This window comes from Erythrobacter sp. S43 (genome assembly GCF_057364955.1).
Window position 1 is genome coordinate 1,126,500 of sequence record NZ_CP200285.1, and the last position, 14,472, is coordinate 1,140,971.

Sequence of the window (14,472 nt, forward strand, 5' to 3'; positions counted from 1 at the left end):
TCGCTTGTATTCTCTCTTTTCAGTGCGACCCGCTCGTTGGCGGGGGCATGTGACAGTCCCTTGGAAGCCGTGTTACCCGACTAATACGGCTTTATCCACCCCTCACCAGCGTACCGGCGCCGCGAGCGGTAAAGAATTCGAGCAGCATAGCGTGCGCCACTCGGCCATCGAGCACAACGGCGGCTTCGCAACCCGATTCTACAGTCGCTACGCAGGTTTCCAGCTTGGGCACCATGCCGCCCTTGATCACGCCGTCTTCGCGCAATTTGGCGATGTCGGCAGGGGTCAGCTCAGGCAGGTGCTCTCCATTGCCATCCAGAACGCCTTTCACATCGGTAAGAAGGAACAGCCGAGCCGCGCCCAAGGCGGAGGCAATCGCGCCCGCCATTGTGTCTGCATTGATGTTGTAAGTCGCGCCGTCTGCGCCGCCCGCAATCGGCGCGATAACCGGAATCATGCCAGCCGCCACTGCGGTGTCGATCACGGTCGTATCAACCTGAGCAGGCTCCCCGACAAAGCCCAGGTCAATTGCCTTTTCGATCAGGCTTTCGGGGTCACGCGTCGTGCGCTCCACCTTCTTCGCGGTGACCAGCCCGCCATCCTTGCCCGACAGGCCAATCGCCTTGCCTCCTGCCGCGCCCAGCCAGCCGACAATCTCTTTGTTGATTGCACCCGACAGCACCATTTCAGCGACCTTAGCGGTGGCTTCATCGGTAACGCGCAAGCCATCGACAAAGGTGCTTTCAACGCCCAGCTTTTCCAGCATCGCGCCGATTTGCGGACCGCCGCCATGCACCACCACCGGATTGATGCCGACGGTTTTGAGCAGCACGATGTCTTCGGCGAAATCACGCGCGGCCTGCGGATCACCCATTGCGTGCCCGCCATACTTCACCACAAAGGTGCGCCCGGCGTAGCGCTGAAAATAGGGCAGCGCCTCGATCAGCACTTCGGCTTTTGCGAGCATGGTCTGATCGTTGGTGTCGGCCATGGCCAGTGTTTCCCCAATCAAAAGGCGTGTGGCCTCGCGCGTTAGCGGCAATGGGAGCCGCTGCAAAGGCGCAGGCTCCACTTGGGTTCAAAAGAAAATCGAAAAAAATCAGAAATCCCTGTAACCGTTCGCATTGTGCTCGCGAAAAACCCGATGATGGCGCCAGGCACGCGCCCCCAGATGACAGTTTACTCAGGAGGAATTTATTATGACTACTCGCGTTAAAGGTTCGATCGCTCTGGCAGCTCTTGCAGGTCTCGCAGCTGCTTGTTCGTCGGGCGCACCAGAAGGCGGCACCGAAGCAGACGCGCTGGCAGCAGCAGGCGGCGGCGAAAAAGAGAAGTGCTATGGCGTTGCATTGGCCGGTAAGAACGGCTGTGCGGCAGGCCCGGGCACCAGCTGCGCCGGCACCAGCACCACAGATTATCAGGGCAACGCCTGGTCCTATGTCGACGCAGGCACCTGCGAAACCATTGAGCGTCCGGACGGCACCAAAGGTTCGCTCGAAGAAACCGCTGACGTGAAAGCGGCGTAAGCTCTTCAGAATGACCCCCAGAGGGCCGCCGGGACAATTCCGGCGGCCCTTTTCTGTTGTGCGCAACGTGTGTGCGCAGGGTGCGATGCGCGGGCGACCTGCTATGGAACCGACCAGCATGTTCAATCGCCGCAAACCCACCGACACACCGCGTTTCCGCCGTCCGAAGCACGGCAGCTCGGGAGCTTTCCGGCGCTGGCTGCCTATGGTCCTGCTTGTCGCGGTGTCGGCATGGTGGTTTTTCGTCCGTCCTCAATATGCGGACCGCGCGTGGACCAACGTGAGCCAGAGCTTCGCCGTGTGCGGCAAGAGCAGCGGGCGTTCCGCGGGATGTGTGGTGGACGGTGACACGCTGATTGTCGGCTTTGGCAAGGACCGCCGCCGCATACGGCTAACCGGTTATGACGCGCCAGAGCTCGAAGGGGCCTGCGAAGCGGAGAGCGAGGCAGCCATCAAATCACGCGCTGCTTTGGCGGCATGGCTTTCCATGGGTCCGTTCGAATGGGATGGTGGCGATGCGCCACCGTTCGACCAATATGGCCGCGAATTGCGCGAAGTCAGCCGCGTTGGGTCCGATGGCGAGCGCGAGTTTCTGGCCGAAGCGATGATCGCACGCGGGCTTGCCTCCGAAAACGGTTGGGGCACGGTGCCAAAGGACTGGTGCGGCTAAAGACTCGCTGCGAGCGCCGCATAGTCGGCATGGCCGGTAACAGGCTCGACCCGCTCCGCCCACATTGTGTCGATCGTCTCGGCAATGGATGCGGGTATGACCTCGACCGAACTTGCGCTGGCTTGCACCTTGGTGGAATCGCTCGCCGCCGGGACGCCGCAGCGATCCTCCAGCACGGCGCAGACCATCGCGTCGTCAAAGCGATCCTTGTGCTCGACCATAAACTCGCGGCTGGTGTACTCCAAAACCATCGCCTCAATTTTGGATGTTACTTCGATCCCGAGAAATGCACCGAGCTGACGGATAGCTGTCGCGCGATCCTTGGCCACGCTGCGATAATTGAGCAGTAGCGTGTCTGCTTCGTCGCGCCGCGCATACCAGCTTAGCAGATGGGTGAAGTAGTCCGTACCACCCGGCCCGCCGCCCATCCAGAAGTCGAGGAACTGCTCCATCGGCACGGCATCTCGCTCGAAATGCCAGCCATTCATGAACCGATAGAACGAGACAAAGGTCTCCTTCGGATCCCGCAAGGAAACCACATAACGCATGCCCGCTGGGAGACGCTCATACTCGCGGTGAGACTTCAAGCCGCGCGGGGAGGCGGGTTGAGGCGCGGTCATGTCGAAATCGCACATGAAGGCGGTGTCATCCCACGGAACAACGCGGCTGATATCGTCAAAGTCCATATGCCCCGCGCCTGTAGCAGCGCCCATGCGCAGCTGGTGGAACATCTGCTGCATCAGCGTAGTCCCGCTCTTCGCCCAGCTGGTGATGAAGACATCCCCAGCTTGTGGTTCATAGGGACGATGGTTGGGTCGCTCGCCCGCCAAAGCCAGCCCCATCATCGGTCCGTATTCTTCAAGCGAACGCGCGCGGCCGGGCAGCGTCATTCCGCGCGCCCACCCACTATACCGAAGCCGGGCACAGCCGCGTCTTCGATATGACCGCGGTGGTACATATCGATGTAGATATCGCTTTTGGCTGGCGCGCTGCCGTCACATGTGACGACATAGACATCGACGATGTTGCCATAGGGAGAAACGCCTGCGCTGCCCGCGCGGTAGAACTCGGGGCGTTTGAGGTTCTCGCACCGCAATCGGGCGAGGTAAGCGCGTTGACCTGCAGGGCCCTGCGCGCGGACGGGGTTTTCTTTGGTTCCCAGCGGGAAGGCGGAGGCTTCCTTCAGCTTCTTCTCCAGCGCTTCGCCTTCGACTTGCGAGCGACCGGCCATCATCAGCGCCAGCGCCTTATCCAGATCATCGCTGTCCGATGAAGCTTGCGCTGCACCTTCCTGAGCCGCGCCGTCTTGCGCCATGACGACATTTCCCATGCTGCCCAATGCCAGCGCGAAAGCCATTACGATCCGCATCCTGATCCCCTTCTCCTGCACGAACTCCGCAGTCTAAGGGGCGACGGCTCTTATTCAAGAGCGAGCCCTTGATCATCATGGTGAGAGTGGCGCATCGCCTCTTGCCCCACTCTCATAGATCCGCGCCACCAATCCCTCATCCAGCAGAGCGGACCAAGCCCCTGCAGCATGGAGGCGGCAGGGTGGATCGCAAAAGTCACCGCATTGCGGTCTGCGCCATTCTGGCAGCGCGCCGGGCCGCTGCTGCCGCGCCGAGGATGGCCAGCGCGGAATTTCTGCGGCGCTGGCGACGGCGCATCTGGGCGAAAGGGGTAAGCGGCATGCGCTTGGGAAGGAGGATGCTTCTACGCATGGACCACCGTCCTTTCCGCTTTCTCGAGGATAGCCGAAATCTCATCTAGCAAGCTCAAACGCTGCCGTTTCAACCGTGCCGCATGTGCATCCGAACACGGCTCGATCTCCGCCTCAATCCGGTGGATCGTGCGGTTCACCGCGTGGTAGCGCTCTGCGAGGTTGCAGAAATGCGCGTTGCCTAATTTCAGCCGATGCAGCGTCTCGGCGTCATGCGGGAACTCATCGTGCAGTTCGTGCGGCGTGTGTGCGGACATGCGTATCTCCTCTTGTGTTAACCCATGCCTAGAGCGCGGGGCGGCACGGGTCTTTGATGTGAGTCAAACCGGGCCCAGACCGCCAACAGGGGGCGACACGCCGCACACCAACCGCTAGGCTCCTCCCATGATCACCACCCAATCAATCCGCCGCGCCGCCGCGCTTGCTTTGCCCATCGCCCTGGTCGCCAGCTGCGCCGAGCCGACCTGCGCCTGCAAGCCCGATCCGGGCGATCCATCCGCCCCGCAGGACTCGTTTATGAGCGCGCTCGCGAGCCATTGCGGCAAGGCGTTTGCGGGCGAGCTAGTCAGCGAAGACGAAGCCGATGCCGACTTTGCGGGGGCCGACATGGTCATGCATGTGCGCGAGTGCGAGCCCGATCGCATCGCGGTGCCGTTCCATGTGAAGACGGGCGAGGAGTGGGACCGCTCCCGCACATGGCTCATCACCCGCACAGACACCGGCCTGCGTCTCAAGCATGACCATCGCCACAAGGATGGCGAGCCCGACGCGGTCACCATGTATGGCGGCGACACTATCCCGGGCGACGAGGGCAAAGGCTGGGCCAACAAGCAGTCCTTCCCCGTCGATAACTTCAGCATCGCGATGTTCAAACGCGAGGGGCTCGACGCTTCGATCACCAATGTCTGGACCGTCGAGATCGACCGCGCGGGCACCGATGACGCGCAGTTCGCATACCAGCTGCAACGCACCAAGGAGAACGGCGCACCCGAAGACCGCTTCTTCCGCGTCGAGTTCGACCTTACCAAACCGATCGACCCGCCACCCGCGCCTTGGGGCCATGAGTGAGCTCAGGCGTAAGGCACCAAGGACAGCTAAGTCCCTAAATTTGGAGTTTTTTTCATTTGTCGTTACCCTGTTCTTGCACCGATAAGAGGTGCAAAAACGGGGGTACGCATATGAAGTATATTTCTTTCGTGAGCATTGGTTTTTTGGCCCTTAGCGGGTGCCATCACAACACGCCGTTCTCTACATCAGCTAGCCAGGCTGGACAAAATGCCTCAGCAACCGCTTCTGCAGCATCTTACGTTCAGTACGAAGCAGGCGGCGGCGGACCGTTTTGGGGGTTCAGCCTAACTAATCTCGGTGCGGGCTTCACCATGCGCCACCCTGACAGCAATGGCGGACAGGTCACTGTTACCGGCACGATAAGCAAGCAAACAAAGTTCGATGCGCTGATTGGTCACGGTTGGCTGTTCGAAGGACAAACGAGCGCTGGCAAAGACATACATGTCCTGATTGAGCATTTACCTGGAAGCCCATGCGGCGATGGCTACTTCGACGGGAAAGACATCGTGCGCGTTACTTATGACGGCTACCTCTACAAGGGATGCGGACGTCTACTATAGGGACAAGTGGTAGGCGAATAGCACGCCAGTAGCAGGAGCGAGCCGCTTCGTGTATGGCGCCCGCATGGCCAAAGTCACGCCTTGCGATGTGCCCGAAGGCAGCCTGCTCGCCGGATTTGGCGGGCCGGATGATTACCGCGACTGCTTCTATCGCGACGTGCCCAATATTGACGGTCGCGCGGTGTCGCTGAGCGATTATCTCGAACGCTTTTATTGCAGCGCGGCGTTTAGGCCCGAGCGATTGGCGCTGGGCTTGGTCGGGCACGGAGCCTCGAACGCCGACGCCAAGGCACTCGCCCGCGGGGAAGCCGATGGCATCGCGCTTTGGAAAGTGGTCGAGCGGCGTGAAACCGAGGCGCTGTTAGAGGCAGGCCGCACCAACACCGCCAGCTGGTTCGCGGTCGAACCGCGCGGAGATAGCACCCGCTCGTCCTCAAGCAGCGAAGCGGTAGGACAGACAAGACTCTACTTCGGCTCATGGGTGCGCGGGATCGAGGATTCCGGATGGCGCGTCATGTTGAACGCCCATGTCTGGTATTCGAAGCTGTTGCTGGGCTCGGTTTAGGGGCGGTGTTCCGCCGCCGCGCCGTGATCGATTGAAAGCGTTTCCTGCATCCGGAAAACGCCCTCTTCCGGCATCCATTGCCACAGATTGAGGAAACGGGCGCCTCCGACTTGCACCCAGCCTAAATCATCACCGCGCCACTCGTAGAACGTGTGCCACCCGCGATGGAGCACGCCCCAATTGCCCAGCGGCGTGACGCTGTCCGATCCGGGCACAAGCAGGCGGCGGTTCTTGTAACCCGCCATATTGCCGCCCTCCGCCCGCGCGGTGCATTGCTCTTTCAGCATCCCCGCAAATTCATCGCCGCTCTCGGTCACAATCCCGTTCAGATCATGCACCATGCGGAAATCATCCGTGATATGCACCCGCACCTTGTCTGCATCGCACCCTTCAAAAGCGTACCAGAACATATCGCGGTCCCGCGTGATGATGCGCTGTGTGGCTTTTTCGAGCGTGGGAATAGGCGCAGGTTCGGGAGCCTCAGCGGCTTGCGCGAGCGTTAGGGCAAGTGCGGTGAGCATTGGTGGACCTCCAATTCCCCTCTTCAGAATATTAGATTCAAGCGATAAGTAGTCATTGGCAGCAAACAAAGTTCAAAGTAGCAACTCACTATGAACAAAGCGGTTTGGTCAGAAGCAGTTTCCTTGGCAGTGCAAAGGCTTGTACACCGGACGGGTTCAACTACCTTCACACGAGCGTTGCTCATCGATGAAGAGCTCGATCGAGTCGTTCAGGAAACAGCGTCGAGAGGAAAAACTCCAGACATGACCCTGAGCCGTGTGCTGCAGGACCTCCGCGACGAAGGCTACCTCAACTTCGATGGGCGAGGCGTTTACAATGTAAATTCGGAGCTAATCTCTCCTACGTCTGACCTCCCAACAAAATGTGTTTTCCAAAGCGGTGATCATTCGATCTATGGCGACGTTCCTGAACGATATTATCGCCTGCCACGGCGCTGGTTGAGAATTGCACAGCGTTCGGTCGGTGAATGGATTGTCTATTTGCGACCAAAGCGCGCAGGCGGCCCTGACTACTTCGCGGTTGCGCAGGTTGAACAAATTGTACGCGATCCTGTCGATCCTGAAATGTACCTCGCGCTAATGAAGCCACAGTCCTACCTTGAGTTTGGCTCAAGAGTGCCCCTGCGTGTCAATGGAAAGCTAATTGAGAGCGGCCTGACGCTTCCAGATGGGCGCACGAATGGCGGGGTAGCGATTCAATCAATTAGGCCAATCAGTCTTGTCGATTTCAACCAGATTATCGAGGCCGGCCTTGTTGGAGATGAGAGCTTATTGCCGCGCGATGATCCACCCAAAAGCGACGATAGGTTTAAGGAGCGGCAATTGGCGTGGACTGGGCCGATTGAACGTCAAACTATGCTGACGGAGAGAAAGGTCCGCGACCGGCAGTTTCGAAAGAGAGTATTGGACGCTTACGATCGTCGTTGCGCTTTTACAGGCCTACAATTCATAAATGGCGGCGGCCGTGCTGAGGTTCAGGCTGCTCACATATGGAGCGTTGCCGAAGGAGGTGATGACCGCGTCACAAACGGAATTGCCCTCTCAGGGACAATGCATTGGATGTTTGACAGAGGACTGTTGTCATTATCGGACGAAGGAAAGATCCTGATCTCGAGGAAGGTCAATGATTTGGACAGCTTAAAAAAGCTGATTCCTGATCATGGTATGGCTTATCTTCCTCAAGATGAGAGGGCCAAGCCCGATCCAAGATACTTATCCTGGCACCGAACTTGGCATCAAATTGCAGCTTAACATCACTCCGCCGCTTCAACAGCTCCGAACATATCGGCGCCTTCGCCAGCCTCGCCTTCGTCTTCGTTGACGGCTTTGGCTTTCTGGCGGTTGTCGAAGCTCGACCACACGTCGTTCCAGTTGCCCTTGGTCGCGCCTTTTGAATATTCGGTCGCGCGGGTTTCGAAGAAGTTGGCGTGCTCGACACCGTTGAGCAGCGGCGTGAGCCACGGCAGCGGGTGCTCATCGACCATGTAGATCGGCTGAAGGTTCAGCTGACCCAGACGCCAATCGGCGATGTAGCGGATGTATTTCTTGATATCCTTCGCCGTCATCCCTTCGACCGGGCCCATTTCGAATGCGAGGTCGATGAAGGAATCTTCGAGGCGCACCGTCTTCTGACAGATATCGATGATGTCTTCCTTTACCGCCTTGGTCAGGCAGTCACGCTCTTCACAGAACGTGTGGAACATCTTGATGATGCCTTCGCAGTGGAGCGATTCGTCGCGCACCGACCAGCTGACGATCTGGCCCATGCCCTTCATCTTATTGTGGCGCGGGAAGTTCATCAGCATCGCAAAGCTCGCGAACAGCTGCAGCCCTTCGGTAAAGCCACCGAACATGGCGAGCGTGCGGGCGATGTCCTCGTCGGTGTCGACGCTGAACTGGTGCATGTAATTGTGCTTGTCGGCCATTTCCTCGTAATCGAGGAAGGCGCTGTATTCGCTTTCAGGCATGCCGATCGTGTCGAGCAGGTGGGAGTAAGCCGCGATGTGCACCGTCTCCATATTGGAGAAGGCGGCGAGCATCATCTTGATCTCGGTCGGCTTGAACACGCGGCCATATTTGTCGTGGTAGCAATCCTGCACCTCGACATCGGCCTGGGTGAAGAAACGGAAGATCTGGGTGAGCAGATTGCGCTCGCTCTCGGTGAGGTTTTGCGCCCAGTCGCGGCAATCCTCGCCCAGCGGCACCTCTTCGGGCATCCAGTGGATCTGTTGCTGACGTTTCCAGAAGTCGTATGCCCATGGATATTCGAACGGCTTGTAGGTGTTACGGGCTTCGAGCAACGACATCTTGTGGTTCCCTGTTTTCGTGTTGGCTTACCTATATAGGTGATCATGGTACGGAATCGAAGGCAAGGACCGATGATTCGGCGGGGATAAACCGTGCATTTTCTGAGTCGAACCGAGTCGCAGTTTATCACACTTGCAAGTGACTCACGCGGTTGAATGCAAGGCCTGCAACAGCTGGTTCAGAACAACACCAAAGCGCCGAAGAAAATGATCGCGAGCGGGGCGCATGCGGCCATCATTCCGTTGGTGGCTTCCCACTTCGAAAGCGCGATCGGATCGATATCATCGAGCGGTCCGCGATGCAGCCGGTACAGGCAGAGCGCGGTCACAGAGACAGCGAAGATCAGCACCGTGATGTTGAAGACCGTCCCGCCAAACCACTTCGCGCGCACCACCTCCACAGCGATGTCGCCGAGCAGAAAGGCAAAGATTGCGAAGGTCGCCAAATCCCAAAGGATCGGCTTGATCTCTTGCCATCGTGTGAGCGGCGGATCCCCGTCATGCGGCACAACGAGCGGCGGCTTCATCACCAATATCCAAAGGATGCGGCACATTTCGAACGCCATCAGGATGAAGAGAATGTGATAGGGCTCGGCTTCCGGCGCATAGAACGAGGCACCCATGATGGCGCCAAGACCCGCGAAGATCGCGACGTCACTGGCCAGCCTTTCGCGCTCTTCTAGTGTAACAGCATGGGGCCGATAGCCCTCCGGATGATGCTCCTCTTCGACGTATGTGGCCTGCCCCCGCGCGATTCGGTTGCAGTTCTGGAAGCGGCGAATCTGGTGCTTCCAATCACGTGCGCAGAAGAAACCAAGCTTGATCGCGGCGCCCAGCAAGGCACCAATCGCCATCAGCCGTACGAGATCGTAGGTGAGCCAATCAAACATTTCAGTACCTTATCCGCGCGCCCCGCCTGACGCGCAAGGCGATCTTTCGCGCGGGGTGACCGAGGGACGTCAATAACACGGCTTTAAGCTTCCGCGTGTAGACGTCGCTGGATGGGGATTGTTGAGACCATTGCTCCCGAAACGGCAGGTGCCGCGCCCCTTGCGGGTGCGCCAGTGGATCCTGTGCAAGATGGCGCCCGGGTCGACGCTGCACAGGTCGATGCTCTGTTGCGCGAAGATCGGCATCCGCGCGATTGGCCCGATGCGATCAAAGAACGCTACAGCGCTGAAGTGAGCCAGCGCTCTGAACGCGAACAAGGCTTTTTGTTGTTGCTGGGCTTACTGGTCTGTTTGGCGACCTTGCTTATCGATTTGGTTGTTAATCCGGCCATGGTTCACGAAGGCGCCTTGCTGCGCGTTTTAGCTGTTGCGCCGATCACATTTCTGGGCCTGATCGCATCCAGCAAGAAGTGGAACCAAGTCGCTTCGTTCTGTGTGGGCGCGTCGCTTATCGCCTTTGCTGCGGTTGTGGTGCACCTTTCATTGCATCTGCCCCCGGAAAGCTCGGCGCGGTATCTTGCGGCGGCGGCGTTGTTGATGGGTTTTGCCAATATCACATTGCCATTCTCCATCCGCGGATTGGTTTTATTCAATTTTGCCTACACCACCACGGCCTATCTGACAGTTCTGGTCGGCGGTCAGCATCAGCTTGGCGACAAGCTCGACTTTCTCGTTTTGCTGGCTATCATCGGAGGGGCGACCATGTTGCTGGCCTTCCGGTTAGAGCGGCTTCGACAGAACAACTTCCTCCTCACTTTGCAGGCGCGCACGACGTCGCTCGAGCTGATGGAAGCCAATTCCCAGCTTAGCGATTTGTCTTACCGCGATCCGCTGACCGGACTCCCCAACCGCCGTTTCTTCAAGCGCCTTTTTACCGAAATGCTTGAGGAGCAGGCTTGCCCGTCCGATGACTGGGTTGGGCCCTTGCATCGTCCGGCGATGCTGATGATCGATATCGATCACTTCAAGGCATTCAATGACACGCACGGTCACGTCACAGGTGATGAGGCATTGCGGATTGTCGGGCATGAATTGGCTGCGCGGATGCAGAGGATAGACGGCATTGCTGCGCGCTTTGGCGGAGAGGAATTCGTCGCATCCGTGTGCGTGCCATCGCGCGAAGAAGCCGAACGCATTGCCGAAGAAATCAGAGCGGGAATTGGCGCTTTGCTGGTGCCGGTCTGGCCCTCGGGCAAATCGGTCATCACCGCATCAATCGGTGCCGCTATTGCGCCAACAGGTGAGTGTGCGACGCGCGAAGACTTGATCGCCCATGCGGACGCCGCGCTCTATGAAGCCAAACGAAGTGGGCGGGATCAGGTCAGAGCGGTCGAGATTGGCGAGACCAGCGAAGAGACGGTGGTGGAAGCGGCTGAATAAGCCGACGGACCAGCGCGCTATCCCTTCTTCTTTGACCCGAAAAAGCTGCCCCCACCCAGAACGGTGATCCCAAGGAAAAAGCCGAAATCGTACCATCCGCCCGAGTTAGGGACGGAGTAAACCGCGATGTTGGGATCGAACAACGAGCCGATCCAAGCCCATGGGAAGATGAAGCCGTGAAGCAGGCCCCACCAGAAACCCGGTGCGCCAGCCTCTTGACTGACGCCGGCGTCAATCTGGCTGGCGCAGGCGGAAAGGATCAGGGTGCAAGCCGCAATGGTGGCGATACGTGAATAAGAAATGGTCATGACGCAGCCACGAATACGATCATCCACATAACCGGCAGGATCAATACGCTGATCCCGGCCTGCAGCATTGCGGCGTTGTAAGTATGACCTTTTGGTCCGCGCGCCTTACGCACAGCGTTCAAAATGAAGCCCAGCAGCACAGCGCTGCCGACAATCCCGATCCAGAGTTGTGGTGACATAGCCAATTCCTCCCTGCTGCACCCGAGTGGGAATGCAGCGACAGGCATTTATGACATATTCAAGCGTCAGGCGCGAGTGTCAGCAGAATCGGCGCGGTTTTCCCTCAGCCATGGCTTCGAATTCATGTTCGGCAACATCGACGCCGCCATCAGGAACGTGGCTCGATTGAAACTGTTCAACCGTGCTTTTGGGAAGCTTGCGCAAGAAGGTGACGCCGTAATCGCCTTCATGAAACCAGCGGACCGCAGCACGATGCGGGCCTGATGGACCGACATAGACCTGAATTTGCGATCCGATTTCGAGCGATACGGGGCCAGCTGGAAAACGGCAGCCGCCATCGGAAACGTCGGAGAGGACCACAGCTATTGGTTCACCCTGACCGGTGGAAAAACGGCCGGGCAAGTTGATTCTCCGACGGGGCGTTTGACGCGTCTGCATGGCATCAAGACTAATCGCATCAAGCTTAAGACGCGGTAAAATCAGCGAGATCAAAAAAAGGCCCCCGCCAAGCCATGGCTTGCGGGGGCTATTGGCTGTCAGTGCTCTGGCGGGAATACTGACAGCTCAGGCATTCCTCACTGTATTTTATACGCTGTTGCCCTTTTTGGGTTCCAGCCCCGCCTTATGGTTTAGCCTTAAACTAAATCGTATGATTATTCCATATCCTTACTGGCAGCTCAGGCATTCTTCGTAATCTGTTTGCTGTTCGCCCAATTCGGCTTTCAGCGCGATCTCTGGAGCATCAGCTGTATTGTCGGCCTCAACACCCCCAGCAAAGCCTGCGCGCTGCACCGATTTCGAGCGGAGATAGTAAAGCGACTTGATGCCTTTTTCCCATGCCTGGAAGTGCAGCATCATCAGATCCCACTTATCGACGTCAGCGGGGATGAACAGGTTCAGCGACTGGGCCTGATCGATGTAAGGCGCGCGGTCGGCGGCGAATTCAAGCAGCCAGCGCTGATCGATTTCGAAGCTGGTCTTGAAGCTCGCCTTTTCCTCTTCGGTAAGGAAATCGAGATGCTGAACCGAACCACCGCGCTCGAGGATCGAGTTCCAGACATTGTTCGAGTTTTTGCTCTTCTTATCGAGCAGTTTCTCAAGATACGGGTTCTTGACGATGAACGAGCCCGACAGCGTCTTGTGCGTGTAGATATTGGCCGGGATCGGCTCGATGCACGCGCTGGTGCCGCCGCAAATGATGCTGATCGATGCGGTCGGCGCGATCGCCATTTTGCAGCTGAAACGCTCCATCGCGCCCATTTCTGCCGCATCAGGACACGGGCCGCGCTCTTGAGCAAGCAGCATCGAAGCTTCGGACGCCTTGGCCTGAATATGCTTGAACATCTTCAGGTTCATCGCCTTGGCCGTCGCCGACTCGAAACCGAGACCCTTCTGCTGAAGGAAGGAGTGGAAGCCCATGACGCCCAGACCAACCGAACGCTCGCGATCGGCGGAGTATTTGGCGCGCGCCATCTCGTCGGGTGCACGATCGATATAGTCTTGCAGGACGTTGTCGAGGAAGCGCATGACGTCTTCGATAAACTGCTTGTCACCGTTCCATTCGTCCCACTTCTCTAGGTTGAGCGAGGACAGGCAGCACACCGCCGTACGATCATTGCCAAGGTGGTCAATGCCGGTTGGCAGTGTAATTTCCGAGCACAGATTCGAAGTCGAAACCTTGAGACCCAGATCACGGTGGTGCTTGGGCATCATGCGGTTCACGGTGTCGCCGAACACGATGTAAGGCTCACCGGTGGCGAGACGGGTCTCGACCAGCTTCTGGAACAGCGAGCGGGCATCAACAGAGCCGCGCACTTCACCGGTCTTGGGTGATTTCAACTCGAACTCGGCGCCATCACGAACCGCTTCCATAAAGTCATCGGTCAGCAGCACGCCGTGGTGCAGGTTTAATGCCTTGCGGTTGAAGTCACCCGACGGCTTACGGATTTCAAGGAACTCCTCGATCTCCGGGTGCGACACGTCGAGATAACACGCCGCCGAACCGCGACGCAGAGAGCCTTGCGAAATCGCCAGCGTCAGCGAGTCCATCACCCGCACGAACGGAATGATGCCGCTGGTTTTGCCGTTGAGACCCACCGGCTCACCAATGCCGCGAACATTGCCCCAATAGGTGCCGATGCCGCCACCCTTGGAGGCAAGCCAGACATTCTCGTTCCAGGTGCCAACAATGCCATCAAGGCTGTCATTCACGCTGTTGAGATAGCAAGAGATCGGCAGACCACGGCCCGTGCCGCCGTTGGAGAGGACCGGCGTTGCCGGCATGAACCACAGGTTCGAGATGTAATCGTAAAGACGCTGAGCATGCTCGGCATCATCCGCGTAGGCATCAGCAACGCGGGCAAACAGATCCTGATACTTCTCACCGGGCAGGAGATAGCGATCGGTCAGCGTTTCTTTGCCGAACTCGGTCAGGTTCGCATCGCGTGATTCGTCGATCTGCACGTCAAAGCGACGCGGATTGACCGTCTTGCTGTCCGGTTGCGCAGCGGCCTTCATGGATTCGGCAACGGCACCAGCCAGCGCCTCGCCAGCTTTCTCCGCGATCAGCTCTTCGCTGCCCTTATCTTTCGTTTCCATGATGATCGCCGTTGTCTTTTCTTTTTTCGAGGCTGCGTTTTGACCTTCTGTGGTCTCGTTCGCATCACCTTCGGTCAGCACGTCCTGTGGCACGCCTTCACTCGCTTTAAATTCCATTTT

At 58.2% G+C, this 14,472-nt stretch carries 19 protein-coding genes; 7 read left to right on the forward strand and 12 right to left on the reverse strand.

Annotated features, from left to right (window positions below):
• Positions 1 to 91 precede the first annotated feature (91 nt).
• On the reverse strand, positions 92 to 991 hold the full coding sequence (argB, locus tag AC0V6K_RS05410) for an acetylglutamate kinase (RefSeq protein ID WP_472625376.1): 900 nt from the start codon (positions 989 to 991) through the stop codon (positions 92 to 94).
• Positions 992 to 1,199: 208 nt separating this feature from the next.
• Here argB and AC0V6K_RS05415 point away from each other — a divergent pair, with 208 nt between their 5' ends.
• Positions 1,200 to 1,526: a BufA1 family periplasmic bufferin-type metallophore gene (locus tag AC0V6K_RS05415; RefSeq protein WP_472625377.1), complete on the forward strand. Its 327-nt coding sequence runs from the start codon at positions 1,200 to 1,202 to the stop codon at positions 1,524 to 1,526.
• Positions 1,527 to 1,629: 103 nt separating this feature from the next.
• Positions 1,630 to 2,196, forward strand: coding sequence for a thermonuclease family protein (locus tag AC0V6K_RS05420; RefSeq protein WP_472625378.1), 567 nt, complete (start codon positions 1,630 to 1,632; stop codon positions 2,194 to 2,196).
• On the opposite strand, the gene AC0V6K_RS05425 is transcribed toward AC0V6K_RS05420, so the two are convergent.
• The 4 genes from AC0V6K_RS05425 to AC0V6K_RS05440 form a co-directional block, all read right to left on the reverse strand.
• A complete protein-coding gene (locus tag AC0V6K_RS05425; protein ID WP_472625379.1) occupies positions 2,193 to 3,086 on the reverse strand; it encodes a sulfotransferase domain-containing protein in 894 nt (297 codons plus the stop codon). The two genes, AC0V6K_RS05420 and AC0V6K_RS05425, sit on opposite strands and share 4 nt — an antisense overlap.
• Positions 3,083 to 3,511, reverse strand: a complete 429-nt coding sequence (locus AC0V6K_RS05430; RefSeq protein ID WP_486172576.1) for a hypothetical protein — start codon at positions 3,509 to 3,511, stop codon at positions 3,083 to 3,085. The genes AC0V6K_RS05425 and AC0V6K_RS05430 overlap by 4 nt, the downstream gene beginning before the upstream one ends.
• A gap of 250 nt (positions 3,512 to 3,761) precedes the next feature.
• The gene (locus AC0V6K_RS05435; protein WP_486172577.1) at positions 3,762 to 3,917 is read right to left on the reverse strand and encodes a hypothetical protein; all 156 of its coding nucleotides are present in this window, start codon (positions 3,915 to 3,917) and stop codon (positions 3,762 to 3,764) included.
• The gene (locus AC0V6K_RS05440) at positions 3,910 to 4,173 is read right to left on the reverse strand and encodes an HP1242/YdcH family protein (RefSeq protein ID WP_472625381.1); all 264 of its coding nucleotides are present in this window, start codon (positions 4,171 to 4,173) and stop codon (positions 3,910 to 3,912) included. The genes AC0V6K_RS05435 and AC0V6K_RS05440 overlap by 8 nt, the downstream gene beginning before the upstream one ends.
• Before the next feature lie 127 nt (positions 4,174 to 4,300).
• On the opposite strand from AC0V6K_RS05440, the gene AC0V6K_RS05445 reads away from it, so the two are divergent.
• From AC0V6K_RS05445 to AC0V6K_RS05455, 3 genes are all read left to right on the forward strand, one after another.
• Entirely contained in the window at positions 4,301 to 4,984 is a 684-nt protein-coding gene (locus AC0V6K_RS05445) for a hypothetical protein (protein ID WP_472625382.1), read from the forward strand.
• A 110-nt stretch (positions 4,985 to 5,094) separates the two neighbouring features.
• On the forward strand, positions 5,095 to 5,544 hold the full coding sequence (locus AC0V6K_RS05450; RefSeq protein WP_472625383.1) for a hypothetical protein: 450 nt from the start codon (positions 5,095 to 5,097) through the stop codon (positions 5,542 to 5,544).
• A 64-nt stretch (positions 5,545 to 5,608) separates the two neighbouring features.
• Positions 5,609 to 6,109, forward strand: coding sequence for a hypothetical protein (locus tag AC0V6K_RS05455; RefSeq protein WP_472625384.1), 501 nt, complete (start codon positions 5,609 to 5,611; stop codon positions 6,107 to 6,109).
• On the opposite strand, the gene AC0V6K_RS05460 is transcribed toward AC0V6K_RS05455, so the two are convergent.
• On the reverse strand, positions 6,106 to 6,630 hold the full coding sequence (locus AC0V6K_RS05460) for a DUF4440 domain-containing protein (protein ID WP_472625385.1): 525 nt from the start codon (positions 6,628 to 6,630) through the stop codon (positions 6,106 to 6,108). The two genes, AC0V6K_RS05455 and AC0V6K_RS05460, sit on opposite strands and share 4 nt — an antisense overlap.
• Positions 6,631 to 6,720: 90 nt before the next feature.
• Here AC0V6K_RS05460 and AC0V6K_RS05465 point away from each other — a divergent pair, with 90 nt between their 5' ends.
• Positions 6,721 to 7,881: an HNH endonuclease gene (locus AC0V6K_RS05465; protein ID WP_472625386.1), complete on the forward strand. Its 1,161-nt coding sequence runs from the start codon at positions 6,721 to 6,723 to the stop codon at positions 7,879 to 7,881.
• Positions 7,882 to 7,883: 2 nt separating this feature from the next.
• On the opposite strand, the gene AC0V6K_RS05470 is transcribed toward AC0V6K_RS05465, so the two are convergent.
• Positions 7,884 to 8,936: a ribonucleotide-diphosphate reductase subunit beta gene (locus tag AC0V6K_RS05470; protein ID WP_472625387.1), complete on the reverse strand. Its 1,053-nt coding sequence runs from the start codon at positions 8,934 to 8,936 to the stop codon at positions 7,884 to 7,886.
• Positions 8,937 to 9,115: 179 nt separating this feature from the next.
• A complete protein-coding gene (locus AC0V6K_RS05475) occupies positions 9,116 to 9,826 on the reverse strand; it encodes a hypothetical protein (RefSeq protein WP_472625388.1) in 711 nt (236 codons plus the stop codon).
• A gap of 111 nt (positions 9,827 to 9,937) precedes the next feature.
• On the opposite strand from AC0V6K_RS05475, the gene AC0V6K_RS05480 reads away from it, so the two are divergent.
• Positions 9,938 to 11,266, forward strand: coding sequence for a GGDEF domain-containing protein (locus AC0V6K_RS05480; protein ID WP_472625389.1), 1,329 nt, complete (start codon positions 9,938 to 9,940; stop codon positions 11,264 to 11,266).
• Between the two features lie 17 nt (positions 11,267 to 11,283).
• Here the strand turns inward: AC0V6K_RS05480 and AC0V6K_RS05485 are convergent, their stop codons facing one another.
• From AC0V6K_RS05485 to AC0V6K_RS05500, 4 genes are all read right to left on the reverse strand, one after another.
• Positions 11,284 to 11,574, reverse strand: coding sequence for a hypothetical protein (locus tag AC0V6K_RS05485; RefSeq protein WP_472625390.1), 291 nt, complete (start codon positions 11,572 to 11,574; stop codon positions 11,284 to 11,286).
• Complete coding sequence (locus tag AC0V6K_RS05490) at positions 11,571 to 11,753, reverse strand: hypothetical protein (RefSeq protein ID WP_472625391.1); 183 nt, start codon at positions 11,751 to 11,753, stop codon at positions 11,571 to 11,573. Before AC0V6K_RS05490 ends, AC0V6K_RS05485 begins: the two co-directional genes overlap by 4 nt.
• 79 nt (positions 11,754 to 11,832) lie before the next feature.
• Complete coding sequence (locus AC0V6K_RS05495; RefSeq protein ID WP_486172687.1) at positions 11,833 to 12,192, reverse strand: PilZ domain-containing protein; 360 nt, start codon at positions 12,190 to 12,192, stop codon at positions 11,833 to 11,835.
• Positions 12,193 to 12,420: 228 nt separating this feature from the next.
• The gene (locus tag AC0V6K_RS05500) at positions 12,421 to 14,469 is read right to left on the reverse strand and encodes a ribonucleoside-diphosphate reductase subunit alpha (RefSeq protein ID WP_472625394.1); all 2,049 of its coding nucleotides are present in this window, start codon (positions 14,467 to 14,469) and stop codon (positions 12,421 to 12,423) included.
• Between the last annotated feature and the right edge of the window lie 3 nt (positions 14,470 to 14,472).